The sequence below is a fragment of the Bradyrhizobium sp. HKCCYLRH3073 genome (assembly GCF_051167995.1).
Classification (GTDB): Bacteria; Pseudomonadota; Alphaproteobacteria; order Rhizobiales; family Xanthobacteraceae; genus Bradyrhizobium.
In genome coordinates this window covers 70,119-84,135 of sequence record NZ_JBNPUD010000010.1, presented here as the reverse complement: position 1 = coordinate 84,135, position 14,017 = coordinate 70,119, and the positions used below count along the sequence as shown (strand labels likewise).

The 14,017-nt window shown below is 65.7% G+C and carries 13 protein-coding genes; 6 read left to right on the top strand and 7 right to left on the bottom strand.

Features of this window, described 5'->3' with window-relative positions; all coding sequences use genetic code 11:
- Positions 1 to 64: 64 nt before the first annotated feature.
- Positions 65 to 1,204 carry a sugar ABC transporter substrate-binding protein gene (locus ACQR1X_RS22905; RefSeq protein ID WP_315802030.1) on the bottom strand — a complete coding sequence of 380 codons (1,140 nt, stop codon included), beginning with the start codon at positions 1,202 to 1,204 and terminating at the stop codon, positions 65 to 67.
- Positions 1,205 to 1,427: 223 nt separating this feature from the next.
- Between ACQR1X_RS22905 and ACQR1X_RS22900 the strand changes: the two genes are divergently transcribed.
- On the top strand, positions 1,428 to 2,453 hold the full coding sequence (locus ACQR1X_RS22900; RefSeq protein WP_434899616.1) for a LacI family DNA-binding transcriptional regulator: 1,026 nt from the start codon (positions 1,428 to 1,430) through the stop codon (positions 2,451 to 2,453).
- A 13-nt stretch (positions 2,454 to 2,466) separates the two neighbouring features.
- On the opposite strand, the gene ACQR1X_RS22895 is transcribed toward ACQR1X_RS22900, so the two are convergent.
- The 6 genes from ACQR1X_RS22895 to ACQR1X_RS22870 all read right to left on the bottom strand — a co-directional run bounded on the left by ACQR1X_RS22895 (position 2,467) and on the right by ACQR1X_RS22870 (position 8,021).
- Positions 2,467 to 3,225 carry an SDR family NAD(P)-dependent oxidoreductase gene (locus ACQR1X_RS22895; protein ID WP_434899615.1) on the bottom strand — a complete coding sequence of 253 codons (759 nt, stop codon included), beginning with the start codon at positions 3,223 to 3,225 and terminating at the stop codon, positions 2,467 to 2,469.
- Between the two features lie 313 nt (positions 3,226 to 3,538).
- Positions 3,539 to 4,411, bottom strand: coding sequence for an ABC transporter ATP-binding protein (locus ACQR1X_RS22890; protein WP_434899614.1), 873 nt, complete (start codon positions 4,409 to 4,411; stop codon positions 3,539 to 3,541).
- A complete protein-coding gene (locus ACQR1X_RS22885) occupies positions 4,408 to 5,295 on the bottom strand; it encodes an ABC transporter permease (protein ID WP_434899613.1) in 888 nt (295 codons plus the stop codon). The genes ACQR1X_RS22890 and ACQR1X_RS22885 overlap by 4 nt, the downstream gene beginning before the upstream one ends.
- Positions 5,292 to 6,707 (bottom strand): ABC transporter substrate-binding protein, encoded by a 1,416-nt coding sequence (locus tag ACQR1X_RS22880; protein ID WP_434899612.1) that lies wholly within the window; start codon positions 6,705 to 6,707, stop codon positions 5,292 to 5,294. Before ACQR1X_RS22880 ends, ACQR1X_RS22885 begins: the two co-directional genes overlap by 4 nt.
- Before the next feature lie 163 nt (positions 6,708 to 6,870).
- Complete coding sequence (locus ACQR1X_RS22875) at positions 6,871 to 7,656, bottom strand: Crp/Fnr family transcriptional regulator (protein WP_434899611.1); 786 nt, start codon at positions 7,654 to 7,656, stop codon at positions 6,871 to 6,873.
- Positions 7,657 to 7,730: 74 nt separating this feature from the next.
- The gene (locus tag ACQR1X_RS22870) at positions 7,731 to 8,021 is read right to left on the bottom strand and encodes a gamma-butyrobetaine hydroxylase-like domain-containing protein (RefSeq protein ID WP_434899610.1); all 291 of its coding nucleotides are present in this window, start codon (positions 8,019 to 8,021) and stop codon (positions 7,731 to 7,733) included.
- 254 nt (positions 8,022 to 8,275) lie between these two features.
- Between ACQR1X_RS22870 and ACQR1X_RS22865 the strand changes: the two genes are divergently transcribed.
- From ACQR1X_RS22865 to ACQR1X_RS22845, 5 genes are all read left to right on the top strand, one after another.
- Positions 8,276 to 9,049, top strand: a complete 774-nt coding sequence (locus ACQR1X_RS22865) for a ferredoxin--NADP reductase (RefSeq protein WP_434899609.1) — start codon at positions 8,276 to 8,278, stop codon at positions 9,047 to 9,049.
- A gap of 110 nt (positions 9,050 to 9,159) precedes the next feature.
- Positions 9,160 to 10,902, top strand: a complete 1,743-nt coding sequence (locus ACQR1X_RS22860; RefSeq protein ID WP_434899608.1) for a fumarate reductase/succinate dehydrogenase flavoprotein subunit — start codon at positions 9,160 to 9,162, stop codon at positions 10,900 to 10,902.
- Positions 10,903 to 10,923: 21 nt separating this feature from the next.
- The gene (locus ACQR1X_RS22855) at positions 10,924 to 11,157 is read left to right on the top strand and encodes a 4Fe-4S dicluster domain-containing protein (RefSeq protein WP_006609939.1); all 234 of its coding nucleotides are present in this window, start codon (positions 10,924 to 10,926) and stop codon (positions 11,155 to 11,157) included.
- A 2-nt stretch (positions 11,158 to 11,159) separates the two neighbouring features.
- Positions 11,160 to 12,137 (top strand): HEAT repeat domain-containing protein, encoded by a 978-nt coding sequence (locus tag ACQR1X_RS22850; protein ID WP_434899607.1) that lies wholly within the window; start codon positions 11,160 to 11,162, stop codon positions 12,135 to 12,137.
- 360 nt (positions 12,138 to 12,497) lie between these two features.
- On the top strand, positions 12,498 to 13,958 hold the full coding sequence (locus ACQR1X_RS22845) for an aldehyde dehydrogenase family protein (protein WP_434899606.1): 1,461 nt from the start codon (positions 12,498 to 12,500) through the stop codon (positions 13,956 to 13,958).
- Positions 13,959 to 14,017: the final 59 nt, after the last annotated feature.

Genomic DNA, 14,017 nt, shown 5'->3' with positions numbered 1-14,017 from the left:
GTCGTTTGGGCAATAGGGACGGGCTGGCCGCGAGAGAAACTCGCGGACCAGCGATCACACCGGCCTATTGGTTTTCCTTCGACTGGCCCATGATCTCCTGCGCCGTGAAGTTGATGCCGCAGGTCGGGAAGGAGTTGCCGACGAAGAAGTTGTCGGACTGGGCCGGGAAGTAGTCCTGATCCTTCTTGAAGTTCGGATCTTCCACGACCGCGAGCGGCAGCTTGACCGATTGCGGCACGACCTTGCCTTCGAGGGCGGCGAGCGCGACCTTGATCGCGACCGCGACCTGCGCAGGTCCGGTGCCAGCGGACGAGCATTTCAGGCCTTCCGAGGCCTTGGCGGCGCAGAACTTGCGGAAGCCGTTCTCGGTCTCGCCGCCGAACGGCACCATCTTGTGCTTGGCGTCGAGCATGGCCTGCACGATGCCGGTGTCGCCACCCTGGCCGGAGATCGCATCGAACGGGCCGTTGGTCGCGATCGCATCGGCCGTGGCCTTCTGGGCGACGCCGTCGTCCCATTTGCCGACGACCTCGGTGACCTGCCACTTCTTGCCGGAGCCGTCGAGAACGGAGTGGAAGCCGTTGTGACGGTCGGTGTCGACCGAGGTTCCGGCGACGCCGCGCACCTCGAGCACCTTGCCGCCGCCGGGCACGTTCTTGACCAGCCACTTCGCCCAGAGCTCGCCGAGGCCCTTCTGGTCGACATTGACGTTGATCGCGTCTTCCGTCGCGAGAATGTTGTCGAAGGCGACGAGGATCACGCCGGCCTGCTTGGCGCGCTTGATCACCGGCCCGAAGGCGGTCGGGTTCTGCGCGTTGACGACGATGGCGTCATAGCCGGAGTCGATGAAGTTGTTGATCGCCGAGATCTGCGCCGGCACGTCCTCGCCGGTCGAGACGACCTTGAACTCCTTGAGCTTGGCCTTCACCTCGGGCTGCGCCGCATAGGCCTTCGCGGTCTGGATCATCTGGATGCGCCAGGTGTTGGCGATGTAGCCGTTCGCCAGTGCGATGCGGTAGGGGCCCTTCTTGGCCGGAAACTTGAAGAACTTGGTGTCCTTGGTCCACGGCACCATGCATTCAGGCTCGCTCGCCGGTCCCTTGACCATCTCCGGCTCCGCCAGCGCCTTGCTGGCAAACGCGGTGACCAGCACCAGCGATGCACACGTGGCAAGGCATCGCGCCCTCATCGACTTGGACGACATTCGTGACCTCCCCTGTTGTTGTGGCGCCAGATCAATGACGCATGTGCGAGACGCCTCTTTGTTTCCGGAGGTTGTGCGAGCAATGCTCGTCGTCTCGACCCGCCAAGCGTTACTGATCAATGACAGCGCTGTCAATTACCGTCGTGCCGCTTTTGCCAAGCGGCCGGTCGCATGTCATGAATGTGGTTCGGAAAAATCCGCGTGAATCATTGCTGCAAGGATCATGTCTCAGAAGCGTCGCACCACGCTGGAGGACGTCGCGCGCATCGCCAATGTCAGCGCTGTCACCGTGTCGCGGGCGCTGCGTCGGCCCGATATGGTGTCGCCGGAATTGCGCAAGCGGATCGATGCGGCGGTCGACAGGCTGGCCTATGTGCCCAACTTCGCGGCGAGCCGGCTCGCCTCGACCCGCACGCATTCCATCGGCATCGTCGTGTCGTCGCTCTCCAACGGCATCTTCGCGGACTACCTGCAGGCGATCTACGACGCCCTGCTGCCGCTCGGCTTTCGCCCCGTCGTCGTCAGCAGCCGCTACTCGGCGGAGGAGGAAGAGGGGGCGATCAGGACCTTGCTGGGCCAGAACATCGAGGCGCTGATCCTGGTCGGGGTGAACCAGACGCGGGCGGCACGGCGCATTCTCGAACGCTCGCGGATTCCGGTGGTGCAGACGTTCGAGCTGACCGACGATCCGATCGATCTGAATGTCGGACTTTCGCAGCGCCAGGGCGGCCATGCCGCGACCCGCTTCCTGATCGAGCTGGGACATCGGCGGATCGCCTATCTCTCGGGACAGCGCGACGACCGGGCCCGCGCCCGGCTCGAGGGGTATCACGCAGCGCTGGCGGAAGCCGGGCTGGACGGCGCGTCGCTGGTGGCCTGGCTCCCGGCCCAGGCGACGATCTCGCTGGGGCGGAAGCTGACCGAGGAGATGCTCGCGAGCGAAGCCCCCGACGCGATCTTCTGCTGCGATGACAACATCGCGCTTGGTGCGCTATTCGCCTGCCAGCAGGCGGGGCTGGAGGTCCCGCGCCGGATCTCGCTGATCGGCTTCAACGACCTGGAATTCGCGGCGGCCTCCAATCCGCCGCTGTCGACCGTGCTGACGCCGCGCGCCGACATGGGACGCGTGGCGTCCGAACTGGTGCTTCAGGTGATTGCCACCGGCAAGCGGCCGAGAACGCGGCGGATCGACCTCGGCTTCGAGATCGTCGCACGCGGCAGCACCGGACCGCACCTCGTGGCTTCGTGATGACGGTCGAGCCTCAGGCCCAGCCGCCGTCGACGATGTAGTTCTGGTTGGTGCAGGCGCCGCTGTCGTTGGCGGCGAAGAACAGCACCACGCGGGCGATGTCGTCCGGCACGAGCTTGCGCTTGAGGCATTGGCGGCGCATGAGCTCGGCCTCGCCCTCGGGCGTCAGCCAGAGTCTCTGCTGCCGCTCGGTCATGATCCAGCCCGGAAGAATGGAATTGACCCGCACGTTATTGGGTCCGAGATCGCGGGCGAGGGCGCGCGTCAGTCCCTGGATCGCCGACTTCGCCGTGGTGTAGCAGGGCATGTTGCCCTGGCCGAGCACCCAGCTCACCGAGCCGAGATTGACGATCGCGCCGCCTCCGGCCTGGATCATGTCCGGCGCGACCGCCTGGGCCGCGAAGAACTGATGTTTGAGGTTCACCGCGATGCGCTCGTCCCAATAGTCCGGCGTGACGTCCTCGATCGCGTGGCGGTCATCACGCGCGGCGTTGTTCACCAGGATGGTGATCGGCCCCAGCGCCTCGCGGGCGCCGGCGACCGCGGCCCTCAGCGCACCGATGTCGCGAAGGTCGGCATGCGCGAAGTGCACCTTGGCCTCCGCAGGCAGGCTCGCCAGCAATCGCTGCGAGGCCTCCAGATCGATGTCGATGAATCCGACACGCGCGCCTTGGCCGACGAAATTGCGCACGATCGCTTCCCCGATGCCGGAGCCGCCGCCGGTCACGAGGACGGCCCGATCCTTGAGGCTTGGATAGATGGTGCCCTGCATTGGCTTCCTCTCAGTTGCGCCTGGAGAGCAGCCGCGCCCGACGACGACACTGGCCGGATCTCGAACGCCGTCCGTGCCGTGCGATGCACGGCCGGTGCGCGTTCGCCTGTACCCCTTCGTGTGCGCCTGCGAGCAACTCTCGCGCCCGATGTCGATGCTGACGGATCCGGGCGCTTCCCCCTGCGATGTCCTTGTTTGGCTTTCCGGCATTCTGCGTCAGGACCGGCAGGGACGCCAGCACTGATGCGCCGCCCGGGTGCGACCATCGGGCGCTTTCGGGCGTAGCTGGAGCGGACGTCGCGGGTCGAGCGCCTCAGAGGATTTCGGCGATCGACTGACCCTGTAGCTCGATACTGAGTCCCTGCATGCCGAGATCGGTGATCTCGCCGCCCATCGCCTTCAGGCTTTCCTCGCGGATCAGCGACATCAGCCCGCGCCGCAGCGCCAGGAATTCCGACGACATCATCATCGCTTGCTGGCGGGGGCGCTCGAGCGGGATCTGGATTTCGGCCTTGATCGAGCCCGGGCGCGCGGTCATGCAGTAGACGCGGTCGGACAGGAAGATCGCCTCGTCGATGTCGTGGGTGACGAACAGCACCGAGATCTTCAGCCGCTGCCACATGTTGGTGAGGATCTGCTGCATGATGATGCGGGTCTGCGCGTCGAGCGCGCCGAACGGCTCGTCGAGCAGCAGCACCTTGGGACCGGTCGCGAGCGCGCGCACGATGCCGACGCGCTGCTTCATGCCGCCGGAGAGGCGCTCGGGATAATGGTTCTCGAACGCCTCGAGGCCGGCGAGCCCGAGCAAAGTGCGCGCCGCGCGTGCGCGCTCGAACTTCGCCATGCCGCGCATCTTCAGCCCGAACTCGACGTTCTCGCGCACCGTCTTCCAGGGAAACAGCGAATATTGCTGGAACACCATGCCGCGCTCGGCGCTCGGACCCGTCACGGCATGGCCGTCGACCGTGACGACGCCGCTGGTGGGCTTGAGGAAACCCGCGACGGCGTTGAGCAGTGTCGACTTGCCGCAACCCGACGGTCCGACGATCGAGACGAACTCACCGGGCTCGACGTGGATCTGGGTGTCGGTGACGGCCTCGACGGCGCCGTCGATGGTCTCGTAGCTCAGGGCGAAGTTGCGGACCTCGATGTGGCCTTGTCTCACATCCGCTGCGGCTTGGCTCATCGCGACCTCCAGGGCATCACCAACTGTCCGGCCGCGCGGATCACGAGGCTCGAGCCGAGCCCGAGCACGCCGATCGCGATCATGCCGAGCGCGATGTCGGCATATTGGACCAGCGAATACGCTTCCCAGGTGAAGTAGCCGATGCCGAACTGTCCCGAGATCATCTCGGCCGCGATCAGCGACACCCATGCGACGCCCATGCCGACGGTGAGGCCGGTGAAGATGTGCGGCAGCGACGCCGGGAAATAGACCTCGCGAAAGATCGCGGTCTCCCGCGCGCCGAGGCATTTGGCGGCGCGCACCAGCACGGGGTCGACGAGCGTCATGCCGTGCAGCGTGTTGACCAGGATCGGAAAGAACGAGCCGAGAAAGGTGATGAAGACGATGCTCTGCTCGTTGGTCGGCCACAGCATGATCGCCATCGGCACCCAGGCGATCGCCGGAATCGGACGTAGCACCTCGGCGACCGGAAACACGATCTCGTGCACCAGCTTGAAGCGGCCCATGATCAGGCCGAGCGGCACGCCGACCAGTGCGGCCAGCGAGAAGCCGATGAAGATCCGGCGGCAACTGAGCAGGATGTGCATCAGGAATTTCGGATCGTGGATCGCCTTGGTGAAGCTCGCATAGACCGCCAGCGGCGCCGGCACGTTGGTGAACTTCACGAAGAAGACGACGCGGTAGGTCGTCAGCAGGTGCCAGGCGATCAGGAACAGGATCAGCGACGCGGTGCCGATCAGCACCGACTGAAGCCTGTCCTGGTTCAGCCGGAACCAGCGCGCCGCGCGGGCGGTGACGTCCGGACGGCTCGGCGGGATCGCGGTGCCAGGCGCGGCGGTCGCCGCGGCCTGGTCGGGGGATGTCATCAAAGCGGGGCTGCTCAAGTCTTGCCTCCCGCCACCGCCAGCTTCACGGCGTCATCAAGTCCCACCACCTTGCCGCCGATCTTGGCGGCATAGGCCTCGGCATCCTTCTTCAGCAGGAACGGCGCGATCTCGCCATTGGCGGCGGCGAAGAACGCCTGGTCGGCGAACAGCTTGATGCCGCGCGCGGTGTCGAAGACGTAGGCGACGTTGATCTTCTTGCCCTTGGCCTTGTAGTCGGCATAGGCGCCGAGCGTGCAGGTCGCGCTGCTGAAGGCTATGATGCCCTCGCCGTCGACCCAGACCTCGCCCGCCTTGCGCGGCTCGGTGATCGGCCTGTTGCAGAACTTGTCCTCGCCGGAGATTTCGTAATTCGCGGTGCTGGCGAGATCCTTGTCGTAGTCCAGCTTAAGCTCGGCATAGGCCTTGCGGATGTAGCTGTCGTCGACCCATGACTTCGGATCGAACTCTTTCATGCGGCCGAGGCTCTGCAACACCTTGACGTCGGTCGCGGCGGCATCCACCAGCGCCGGCTTGATCGTCGGATCCGTGGTCATGTTGCCGCCGGGGCCGAGGAAGATGTAGACGACCTCCTTGTTGATCCCGGTCCATTCCTGGATCTTTTCGGCCGCCGCTTTCGGATCCTGGCGCAGCCACTGGTTGGCGGCGATCACGGCCTTGACATAGGCGATGACGACCTCGGGATATTTTTCCGCGAAGTCGGTGCGGACGACGACGCCGTGGAATGTCGGCAGGTTGGTCTGGACGCCGTCGAAGATCTTGCGCGCATAGCCGCGGAACGGCAGCAGCTCGGCGAACGGCACGAAGTCGGCGTGCGCGTCGATCTTCTTTTCCTGCAGGTTCGTCGAGCCGACCTCCGGCGTCTGGCTCACCAGCTGGAAGAAGTCCGCCGGATAGCCGCCGTCCTGAAGCGCCTTCAGCACCATGCCGTGTGCGGCCGAGCCGAACGGCACGCTGACCAGCTTGCCCTTGAGGTCGGAGAGTTCGTAGTAGGGCGAGTCCTTGTGAACGACGATTCCGTTCCCGGAGCCGGCGAGGCTGTAGGCGGCGACGGCGATCAGCCGGCTCTTGCTCTCGGGATTGTTCTCGAAGGTGAAGCCGTTCACGATCAGCGGGTAGTCGCCCATCATGCCGAACTGCAGCTTGTTCGCCATCATCCCGTTGGTGACGGGCGGACCGGAGGTGAAGTTCTGCCACTCGATCTCGAACTTGATGTTGGCGTATTTGCCGTCCTTGGGCAGATACTTCTCCAGCAGGTGAAGCTGCCGCACGATCGTGCCGGCAGTCACCGTGTTGGTCGTGGTGTCCTGGGTGCCTATGCCGATCGTGACTGTCTCTGCCGCGACGGGCTGCGCCGCGATCAGGGACAGACAGGTGGCGGATAGTAAGAGCGCGTGACGGCAGCGGACCATTCTCATCCCCGTTCGGTTGGATGGCTGATGGCGCCATGATGAGGGCCGCGTCCACGAGCGCAAATCCGGAGTTCGGCAGCGGGTGGATTAGTTGCCGTCAAAATCCGGTTGCGTACTCCTTGGGCAATTTCGCTCATGACAGCCGCTTGCATGAGCAGGCCGGCTAATCCGCGGCCTGGCCGCGCATCTCGTCCAGGACGTCGGGCCGGCAGACAACGATCTGCGACCGCCTGGTGCGGACGATATTCTTCTCCTGCATCCGCTTGAGGCTGATCGTCACCCACTGCCGCGTCGCGCCGACCATGTGGGCGATGTCGGCATGGGTGAAGGCCGCGGCAATGACCTTGCCGTCGGGATCATCCACCCCGTAGAGGTCGACGAGATGCAGCAGCAGATGGGCGAGCCGCTCGGTGATCGAACGCGTCCCCAGCATCTGGGCCAGGGCGGAGTAGCATTTTCCCTTGAAGCTCAACCCTTCGATCAGTCCGATCGCGAGATTGGGGATCTCCGCCACCAGCGTTCGCAGCTCCTTGCCCGGAAGCTGGATCACGCTGGCATTGCTGGCGGCGATGCCGGACCATTGATGCACGCCGGTGTCGAACACCTCGGGACCGCCGACGAAATTGCCGACATGCCAATAGGCCAGCGTGATCTCGCGCCCCTGCGGCGACGTATAGAACACGCGGATGCGGCCGCTCTCGACCAGGAAGATGCCGTCGTGCCGGGCGCCCTGGCTGAACAGCGTCTGGCCGCGGTTCAGGACCTTGCGGCGGCCTTGCTTGAGCACCTGCTCACGCTCGCGCAGGCTGAGCCTTTCGATCAGCGACGGCTGGCCGCCGATGGATTGCTGGCTTTCGGTGAGCAGGAGAGACGAACTGGTCACCGCACGTGCCGACGTCATGGGAGAGGGCACGGCTTCCGCAGCTGATTTGGCCGCCTGCAGCAACATGTCTCGCCTCCGCATCGATCATACTGATCAGTAGCGGAGCAATGTTCGTGCCATCCGTCACCGCGTGACCGGCCTCAACCGGCAACGAGTTCCCAGAGGTATGATTTCGGATAGATGCCGCGACTATGGCCGTCGGAGAACGCGATGTTGAGGCCGTAGCCGAGATCGCCGACCCCGACGATGCCGATTCCGGGAAACTGCGCCGGGAAGCGGCCGTCGAGGCGGGCCCGCCGGCAATGCGCACACATGCAGGCCAGCCGCAGCCGTTCGGCGGACAGCACCGCGGAGGCGCCGCCGGCGTTCCGCAGCCGCAATGATGCCAGGTCGGGACTGACCTCGCCGTCTGCGATGTCGACTGCAATCATGGCGCCTCCTGATTGTGCGTGGGGTCGTTGCCGTCACGCTAGGCGAGGCGGTCCGGAGCACCGAGCAACTAATTGCCAGGTTCGGCACAATGGGGAAGGCCGGCGCCTCGTTGCCGCGCGCTCGCCTTCCCGCGGAACAATCTTTGCAACTAATCCACCGCCGCGGCGCGTTCGAAATTGCCGAACCGCGCCGTTTCCGCGACATCGTCGTCAGCAACCGCCACACGGCGCGCCCCGCGCCTCAGGAGACGACGATGAGCGCTTTTCAGACTGAGACGGTGTTGTCGGTCCGGCACTGGACCGATTCGCTGTTCAGCTTCACCGCCACGCGGGATCCCGGCTTCCGCTTCCAGAACGGGCAGTTCGCGATGATCGGGCTCGAGGTCGATGGCCGGCCGCTGATGCGCGCCTACAGCATGGCGAGCGCCAATCACGAGGAGGAGCTGGAGTTCTTCAGCATCAAGGTCGCGGACGGGCCGCTGACGTCACGGCTGCAGAAGATCAAGGAGGGTGATCGCATTCTCGTCGGGCGCAAGGCGACGGGAACGCTGATCGCGGGCAACCTCATTCCCGGCAGGCGTCTGCTGCTGCTGTCGACCGGCACCGGGCTGGCGCCGTTCGCCAGCCTGGTCAAGGACCAGGACATCTACGAGACCTATGAGACCATCGTGCTCGCCCATGGCTGCCGCCAGGTCTCCGAGCTCGCCTATGGCGAGCAACTCGTCGACAGCCTGCGCGGCCACGAATTCTTCGGACCGCTGGTCCAGGGCCGGCTGCTTCATTACCCCACGGTGACCCGCGAGCCGTTCCGTAATCGTGGCCGCATCACCGATCTGATCGCATCGGGGCAGATGTTCGCCGACATCGGCGGGCCCGACCTCGATGTCGAGACCGACCGCGTCATGCTCTGCGGCAGCCCGGCGATGCTGGCCGAGCTGCAGGCCATGCTGGAGGACCGCGGCTTCGTCGAAGGCAACCACAGCACGCCCGGCCATTTCGTGGTCGAGAAGGCGTTCGTCGAGCGCTGAGCGCCGGCGGAAGAATTGCGTCCCGGCGACAACTAATTGCTATCGCCGGGTGCCCCCGCTGAACAAGTCTGATCCGGACCGGTGTGACCCCGGCCAAGCAGGAGCTTAGAATGGCAATGGATGCGATCGTCGACGGCCTCTCGGAGGTGTCCTGCGACGTGCTGGTGATCGGCGGCGGCACCGCCGGACCGATGGCCGCCCTGAAGGCCAAGTTGAGGAATCCCAAGGCGAACGTCGTTCTGCTGGAGAAGGCGAACGTCAAGCGCTCCGGCGCGATCTCGATGGGCATGGACGGCCTGAACAACGCCGTCATCCCCGGCTACGCAACGCCGGAGCAATACACCAAGGAGATCACGATCGCCAATGACGGCATCGTCGATCAGAAGGCGGTCTACAAATACGCCCAGAGCTGCTACGGGATCATCGAGGAGCTCGACAGCTTCGGCATTCGCTTCCTCAAGAACGAGAACGGCGACTATGCCGTCAAGAAGGTGCACCACATCGGCACCTACGTGCTGCCGATGCCGAACGGCGAGACCGTCAAGAAGGCGCTGTACCGGCAACTGCGCCGAGCGCGCATCCTGATCTCCAACCGCTACATGGCGACGCGGCTCTTGAAGTCGAGCGATGGCCGCATTGCCGGCGCCGTCAGCGTCAACACCCGCACCGCCGAGATGCTGGTGATCAAGGCCAAGGCTGTCATCCTGTGCATGGGCGCGGCAGGACGGCTCGGCCTGCCGACCTCGGGCTACATGTTCGGCACCTATGAGAACGCCGCCAATTCCGGCGACGGCTATGCGATGGCCTATCACGCGGGCGCGGCGCTCGCCAATCTCGAATGCTTCCAGATCAACCCGCTGATCAAGGATTACAACGGTCCGGCCTGCGCCTATGTCGCCGGTCCCTTCGGTGCCTATACGGCCAACAACGAGGATCGCCGTTTCATCGAATGCGACTATTGGTCCGGCCAGATGATGCTGGAGTTCTACAACGAGCTGCTGTCGGGCAAGGGGCCGGTCTTCCTGCAGCTCAAGCACCTGCACGACAAGACCATCGAGGAGATCGAGCAAACCCTGCACAAGGTCGAGCGGCCCACGCGGGGGCTGTTCCAGGAGGGCCGCGGCGTCGACTACCGCAAGGAGTCGATCGAGATGCACATCTCCGAGATCGGCTTCTGCTCCGGCCACAGCGCGTCGGGCGTGTTCGTCGACGACAATGCCCGCACCACGGTGCCCGGGCTCTACGCGGCCGGCGACATGGCCAGCGTGCCGCACAACTACATGCTTGGCGCATTCACCAACGGTTCGTTCGCCGGGCTCGACGCGATGGAGTTCGCCGACAATCATGATTTCGGCGAGATCGATGCTGCCGAGATCGCGCTGGAGCGCGAGCGCGTGCTGGCGCCGACGAAGCGCGAGGATGGCATTCCGCCGAACCAGATCGAGTACAAGACGCGGCGGCTCGTCAACGACTATCTGCAGCCGCCGAAGGTGACGCGAAAGTACGAGCTCGGGATGCGCCGGCTCGCCGAGGTCCGCGAGGACATGCAGGAGCGCATGATCGCACGCAACGCGCATGAACTGCTGCGCGCACTGGAGGTGCAGTCGATCATGGATTGCGCGGACATGGCCGCACATGCCTCGCTGTTCCGCGAGGAGAGCCGCTGGGGGCTCTATCACTGGCGCACCGATTTTCCGGAGAAGGACAACGAGAACTGGTTCTGTCACACGCTGCTGAGCAAGCTGGACGGCCGCATGACCAGCGAGAAGCGGGCGGTGCAGCCCTATGTCGTGCCGATCGCGGACGACGAGAAGGACCTCTACGACAAGCAGCGCATCCGCGCCAGCGCCTGACGATCAGAAGGAGAACGAGACATGCCTCTTGCAACCTATCAGACGTCGGTCCCGGTCGTCGTCGACGACGCCAAATGCATCGCCGACAAGGGCTGCACGGTCTGCGTCGACGTCTGCCCGCTCGATGTGCTCAGGATCAGCGACATGACCGGCAAGGCCTTCATGGCCTATGATGAATGCTGGTACTGCATGCCCTGCGAGGCGGATTGCCCGACCGGGGCCGTCACCGTCAACATTCCCTATCTGTTGAGGTGATCATGTCGAGCCCGTTCGAATCCTACGACGATCTCGACGACGCCGACGAGCGGCTCGGTGCTGCCGATCCGGCGGAGCGGCGGGTCGCGATCATCGCATTGGGACATTCCGGCGATCCCGCCGCGGTCGCGCATCTGGCGAAGATGGTCGCCGATCCCGACGCTGGCGTGCGGCAGCAGGTCGCCATGGCGCTCGGCGAGTTCGATGGACCGGAGGCGGCGGAGGCGCTGGTCCAGTTGCTCGTTGATCCCGAGCGGATCGTCGCATCGGCAGCCGCCGACAGTCTCGCCGAGTTCAAGGATCCCGCTTCGGCCGACGCCATCCTGCCGCTGGTGAAGCATGCCCACGCCTTCGTCCGGATGGGCGCGCTGCGCGCGCTGAAGGAGCTGCGGCGCAAGGACACGCTCAAGCCGGCGCTGGAGGCGCTGCAGGATCCGGATGCCGCGGTCCGCGTGCAGGCGATCGGCGTCATCGGCTTCCTCAAGCTCGAGGAGTCGATTCCGGCGCTGACCGCGCTGATCGGTGATCCCGATGCGCATGTCCGGCGCGCGGCGGTCAGCGCGCTCGCCTTCTCGCACATGAAGATCGCCGCGGAGACCATCACCCGCGCGCTCAAGGATTCCGACTGGATGGTGCGGGAGATGGCGGCCGAGACGCTCGGGCTCAACGTCAACGGTGCAGTCGCCGCCGATCCGTTGATCGCCTGCCTGGCGGACGAGTTCTGGCAGGTACGCCTGAAGGCGATCCGCAGCCTCGGACGCATGAAGGTGCTGCGTGCGGTGCGGCCGATCGGCCATTGCATCACCCACGAGCAGGCCAATCTGCGCAAGGAGGCGGCGGCTGCGCTGGGCGAGATCGCCGCGCCCGACGGCGAGCCATACCTCGCGCTGGTCGCCGACGATCTCGATCCCGACGTGCGCAAGAATGCGAGATGGGCGCTGCACCAGATCGCGGCGAGCAAGGCGAGAACCGGCGCGTAGTCGCGCGCCGGCCACGAGCGTTCCCGACCGCCTGGCGGACCAGGCGGTAAGCCAGATGACGAGCCTTGCGACGAACATGTCGCGGCCGATCGCGCGCGAGCCCCGCAGGGCCGCGCGCCGCACGTTCTCGTGCACCCCACGCCCCGTTCTGGACGGCTCCCGGATTGTCTGACAGAAACGTCGGACGCATCCATCGGGCATCATGACCGCTGCAGCGCAAACGGAGAGAGGGGCCGGTCAGTCCGGCCCTGGTGACACGCCTCCGTTGCCGACGGGCTGTCGCGCGGCCGCGAGGGGATGCGCCGTGCCGAGGTCTGATATGACCCGCGGACGAGCTGCAAAGGAAGTCGGAGAGCTGCCATGAACGCCAATGTCAAACTGCCTGCCGCCAAGGGCGTCTTCATCGACAACAAGTGGCAGCCCGCGCAGTCGGGCCGCACCATTGCGATGCTGGCGCCGGCGACCGGACAGGTGATCGCCTCGATTGCCGCCGGTGACGCGGCCGACATCGATCTTGCCGTGGCGGCGGCGCGCCGCGCGCTCGAAGGCCCGTGGGGCCGGCTCGCCGCGGTGGACCGCGGGCGTCTGCTGTTGAAGCTCGGCCGCCTCGTCGAGGACGATGCCGAGGAGCTCGCGAAGCTCGAAGCGGCCGATACCGGCAAGCCGATGAAGCAGGCCAAGGCGGACGTCGTCGCGGTCGCGCGCTATTTCGAATATTACGGCGGCGCAGCGGACAAGGTGCATGGCGACACCATTCCCTTCCTCGACGGCTTCTTCGTCACCACGGTGTACGAGCCGCTCGGCGTCACCGGCCACATCATTCCGTGGAACTATCCGGGGCAGATGTTCGGCCGCACCGTCGCGCCGGCGCTGGCGATGGGCAACGCGACCGTGATCAAGCCGGCCGAGGAGGCTTGCCTGGTGCCGCTGCGTCTTGCCGAGCTCGCGGCGGAAGCCGGCTTCCCGGCCGGTGCGATCAATGTCGTGCCGGGTCTCGGTGAGGAGGCGGGTGCGGCGCTGTCGGCGCATGACGGCATCGACTTCATCTCCTTCACCGGCAGCCCCGAGGTCGGCACGCTGGTGCAGACCGCGGCTGCGAGGAATCACATCGGCTGCACGCTTGAGCTCGGCGGCAAGTCGCCGCAGATCGTGTTCGCCGACGCCGATCTCGATGCGGCATTGACTTCGGTGGCCGCGGCGATCGTGCAGAACGCCGGCCAGACCTGCTCGGCCGGCTCGCGCGTGCTGGTGGAGCGCTCGATCTGGGACCGCTTCCTCGCCGACCTCACCTTGCGCTTCGAGAAGATCACGGCCGGTACGCCGGAGATGGACCTCGATCTCGGCCCGGTCATCAGCGCGGTCCAGAAGACGCGGATCGAAAACATGCTGGCGCGCGCCGAAAGCGGCGGGGCCAGGCGCGTGGCGACAGGCAGGATCGCCGAAGGCGTGCCCGGCGAGGGCTTCTACGTCGCACCGGCACTGTATCAGCACGTCGCGCGCGACTCCGAGCTGGCGCGCGAGGAGGTGTTCGGTCCGGTGCTGGCGGCGATGCCGTTCGACGACGAGGCCGACGCCGTCAGGCTCGCCAACGCCACCGATTTCGGCCTGGTCGCCGGCGTCTGGTCGCGCGACGGCTCGCGCGCGATGCGCGTCGCGCGCAAGGTCAAGGTCGGCCAGATGTTCGTCAACGGCTACGGCGCCGGCGGCGGCATCGAGCTGCCGTTCGGCGGCATGAAGAAGTCGGGCCACGGCCGCGAGAAGGGCTTCGAGGCGCTGTACGAGCTCGCCGCGATGAAGACCCTGATCGTCAAGCACGGCTAGATCAGTGGAGCCGGGGCTCCGGTCAATTCCGCCGCACGGACGCGACGACGCATGCCGTG

Excerpts from the sequence above, each read along its gene's own strand:
- ACQR1X_RS22895 (WP_434899615.1), bottom strand. The coding sequence starts at position 3,225 with ATGCAGGGCACCATCTATCCAAGCCTCAAGGATCGGGCCGTCCTCGTG.
- ACQR1X_RS22875 (WP_434899611.1), bottom strand. The coding sequence starts at position 7,656 with ATGTTGCTGCAGGCGGCCAAATCAGCTGCGGAAGCCGTGCCCTCTCCC.
- ACQR1X_RS22855 (WP_006609939.1), top strand. The coding sequence starts at position 10,924 with ATGCCTCTTGCAACCTATCAGACGTCGGTCCCGGTCGTCGTCGACGAC.
- ACQR1X_RS22900 (WP_434899616.1), top strand. The coding sequence starts at position 1,428 with ATGTCTCAGAAGCGTCGCACCACGCTGGAGGACGTCGCGCGCATCGCC.
- ACQR1X_RS22865 (WP_434899609.1), top strand. The coding sequence starts at position 8,276 with ATGAGCGCTTTTCAGACTGAGACGGTGTTGTCGGTCCGGCACTGGACC.
- ACQR1X_RS22890 (WP_434899614.1), bottom strand. The coding sequence starts at position 4,411 with ATGAGCCAAGCCGCAGCGGATGTGAGACAAGGCCACATCGAGGTCCGC.
- ACQR1X_RS22860 (WP_434899608.1), top strand. The coding sequence starts at position 9,160 with ATGGCAATGGATGCGATCGTCGACGGCCTCTCGGAGGTGTCCTGCGAC.
- ACQR1X_RS22905 (WP_315802030.1), bottom strand. The coding sequence starts at position 1,204 with ATGTCGTCCAAGTCGATGAGGGCGCGATGCCTTGCCACGTGTGCATCG.
- ACQR1X_RS22880 (WP_434899612.1), bottom strand. The coding sequence starts at position 6,707 with ATGGTCCGCTGCCGTCACGCGCTCTTACTATCCGCCACCTGTCTGTCC.
- ACQR1X_RS22850 (WP_434899607.1), top strand. The coding sequence starts at position 11,160 with ATGTCGAGCCCGTTCGAATCCTACGACGATCTCGACGACGCCGACGAG.
- ACQR1X_RS22870 (WP_434899610.1), bottom strand. The coding sequence starts at position 8,021 with ATGATTGCAGTCGACATCGCAGACGGCGAGGTCAGTCCCGACCTGGCA.
- ACQR1X_RS22845 (WP_434899606.1), top strand. The coding sequence starts at position 12,498 with ATGAACGCCAATGTCAAACTGCCTGCCGCCAAGGGCGTCTTCATCGAC.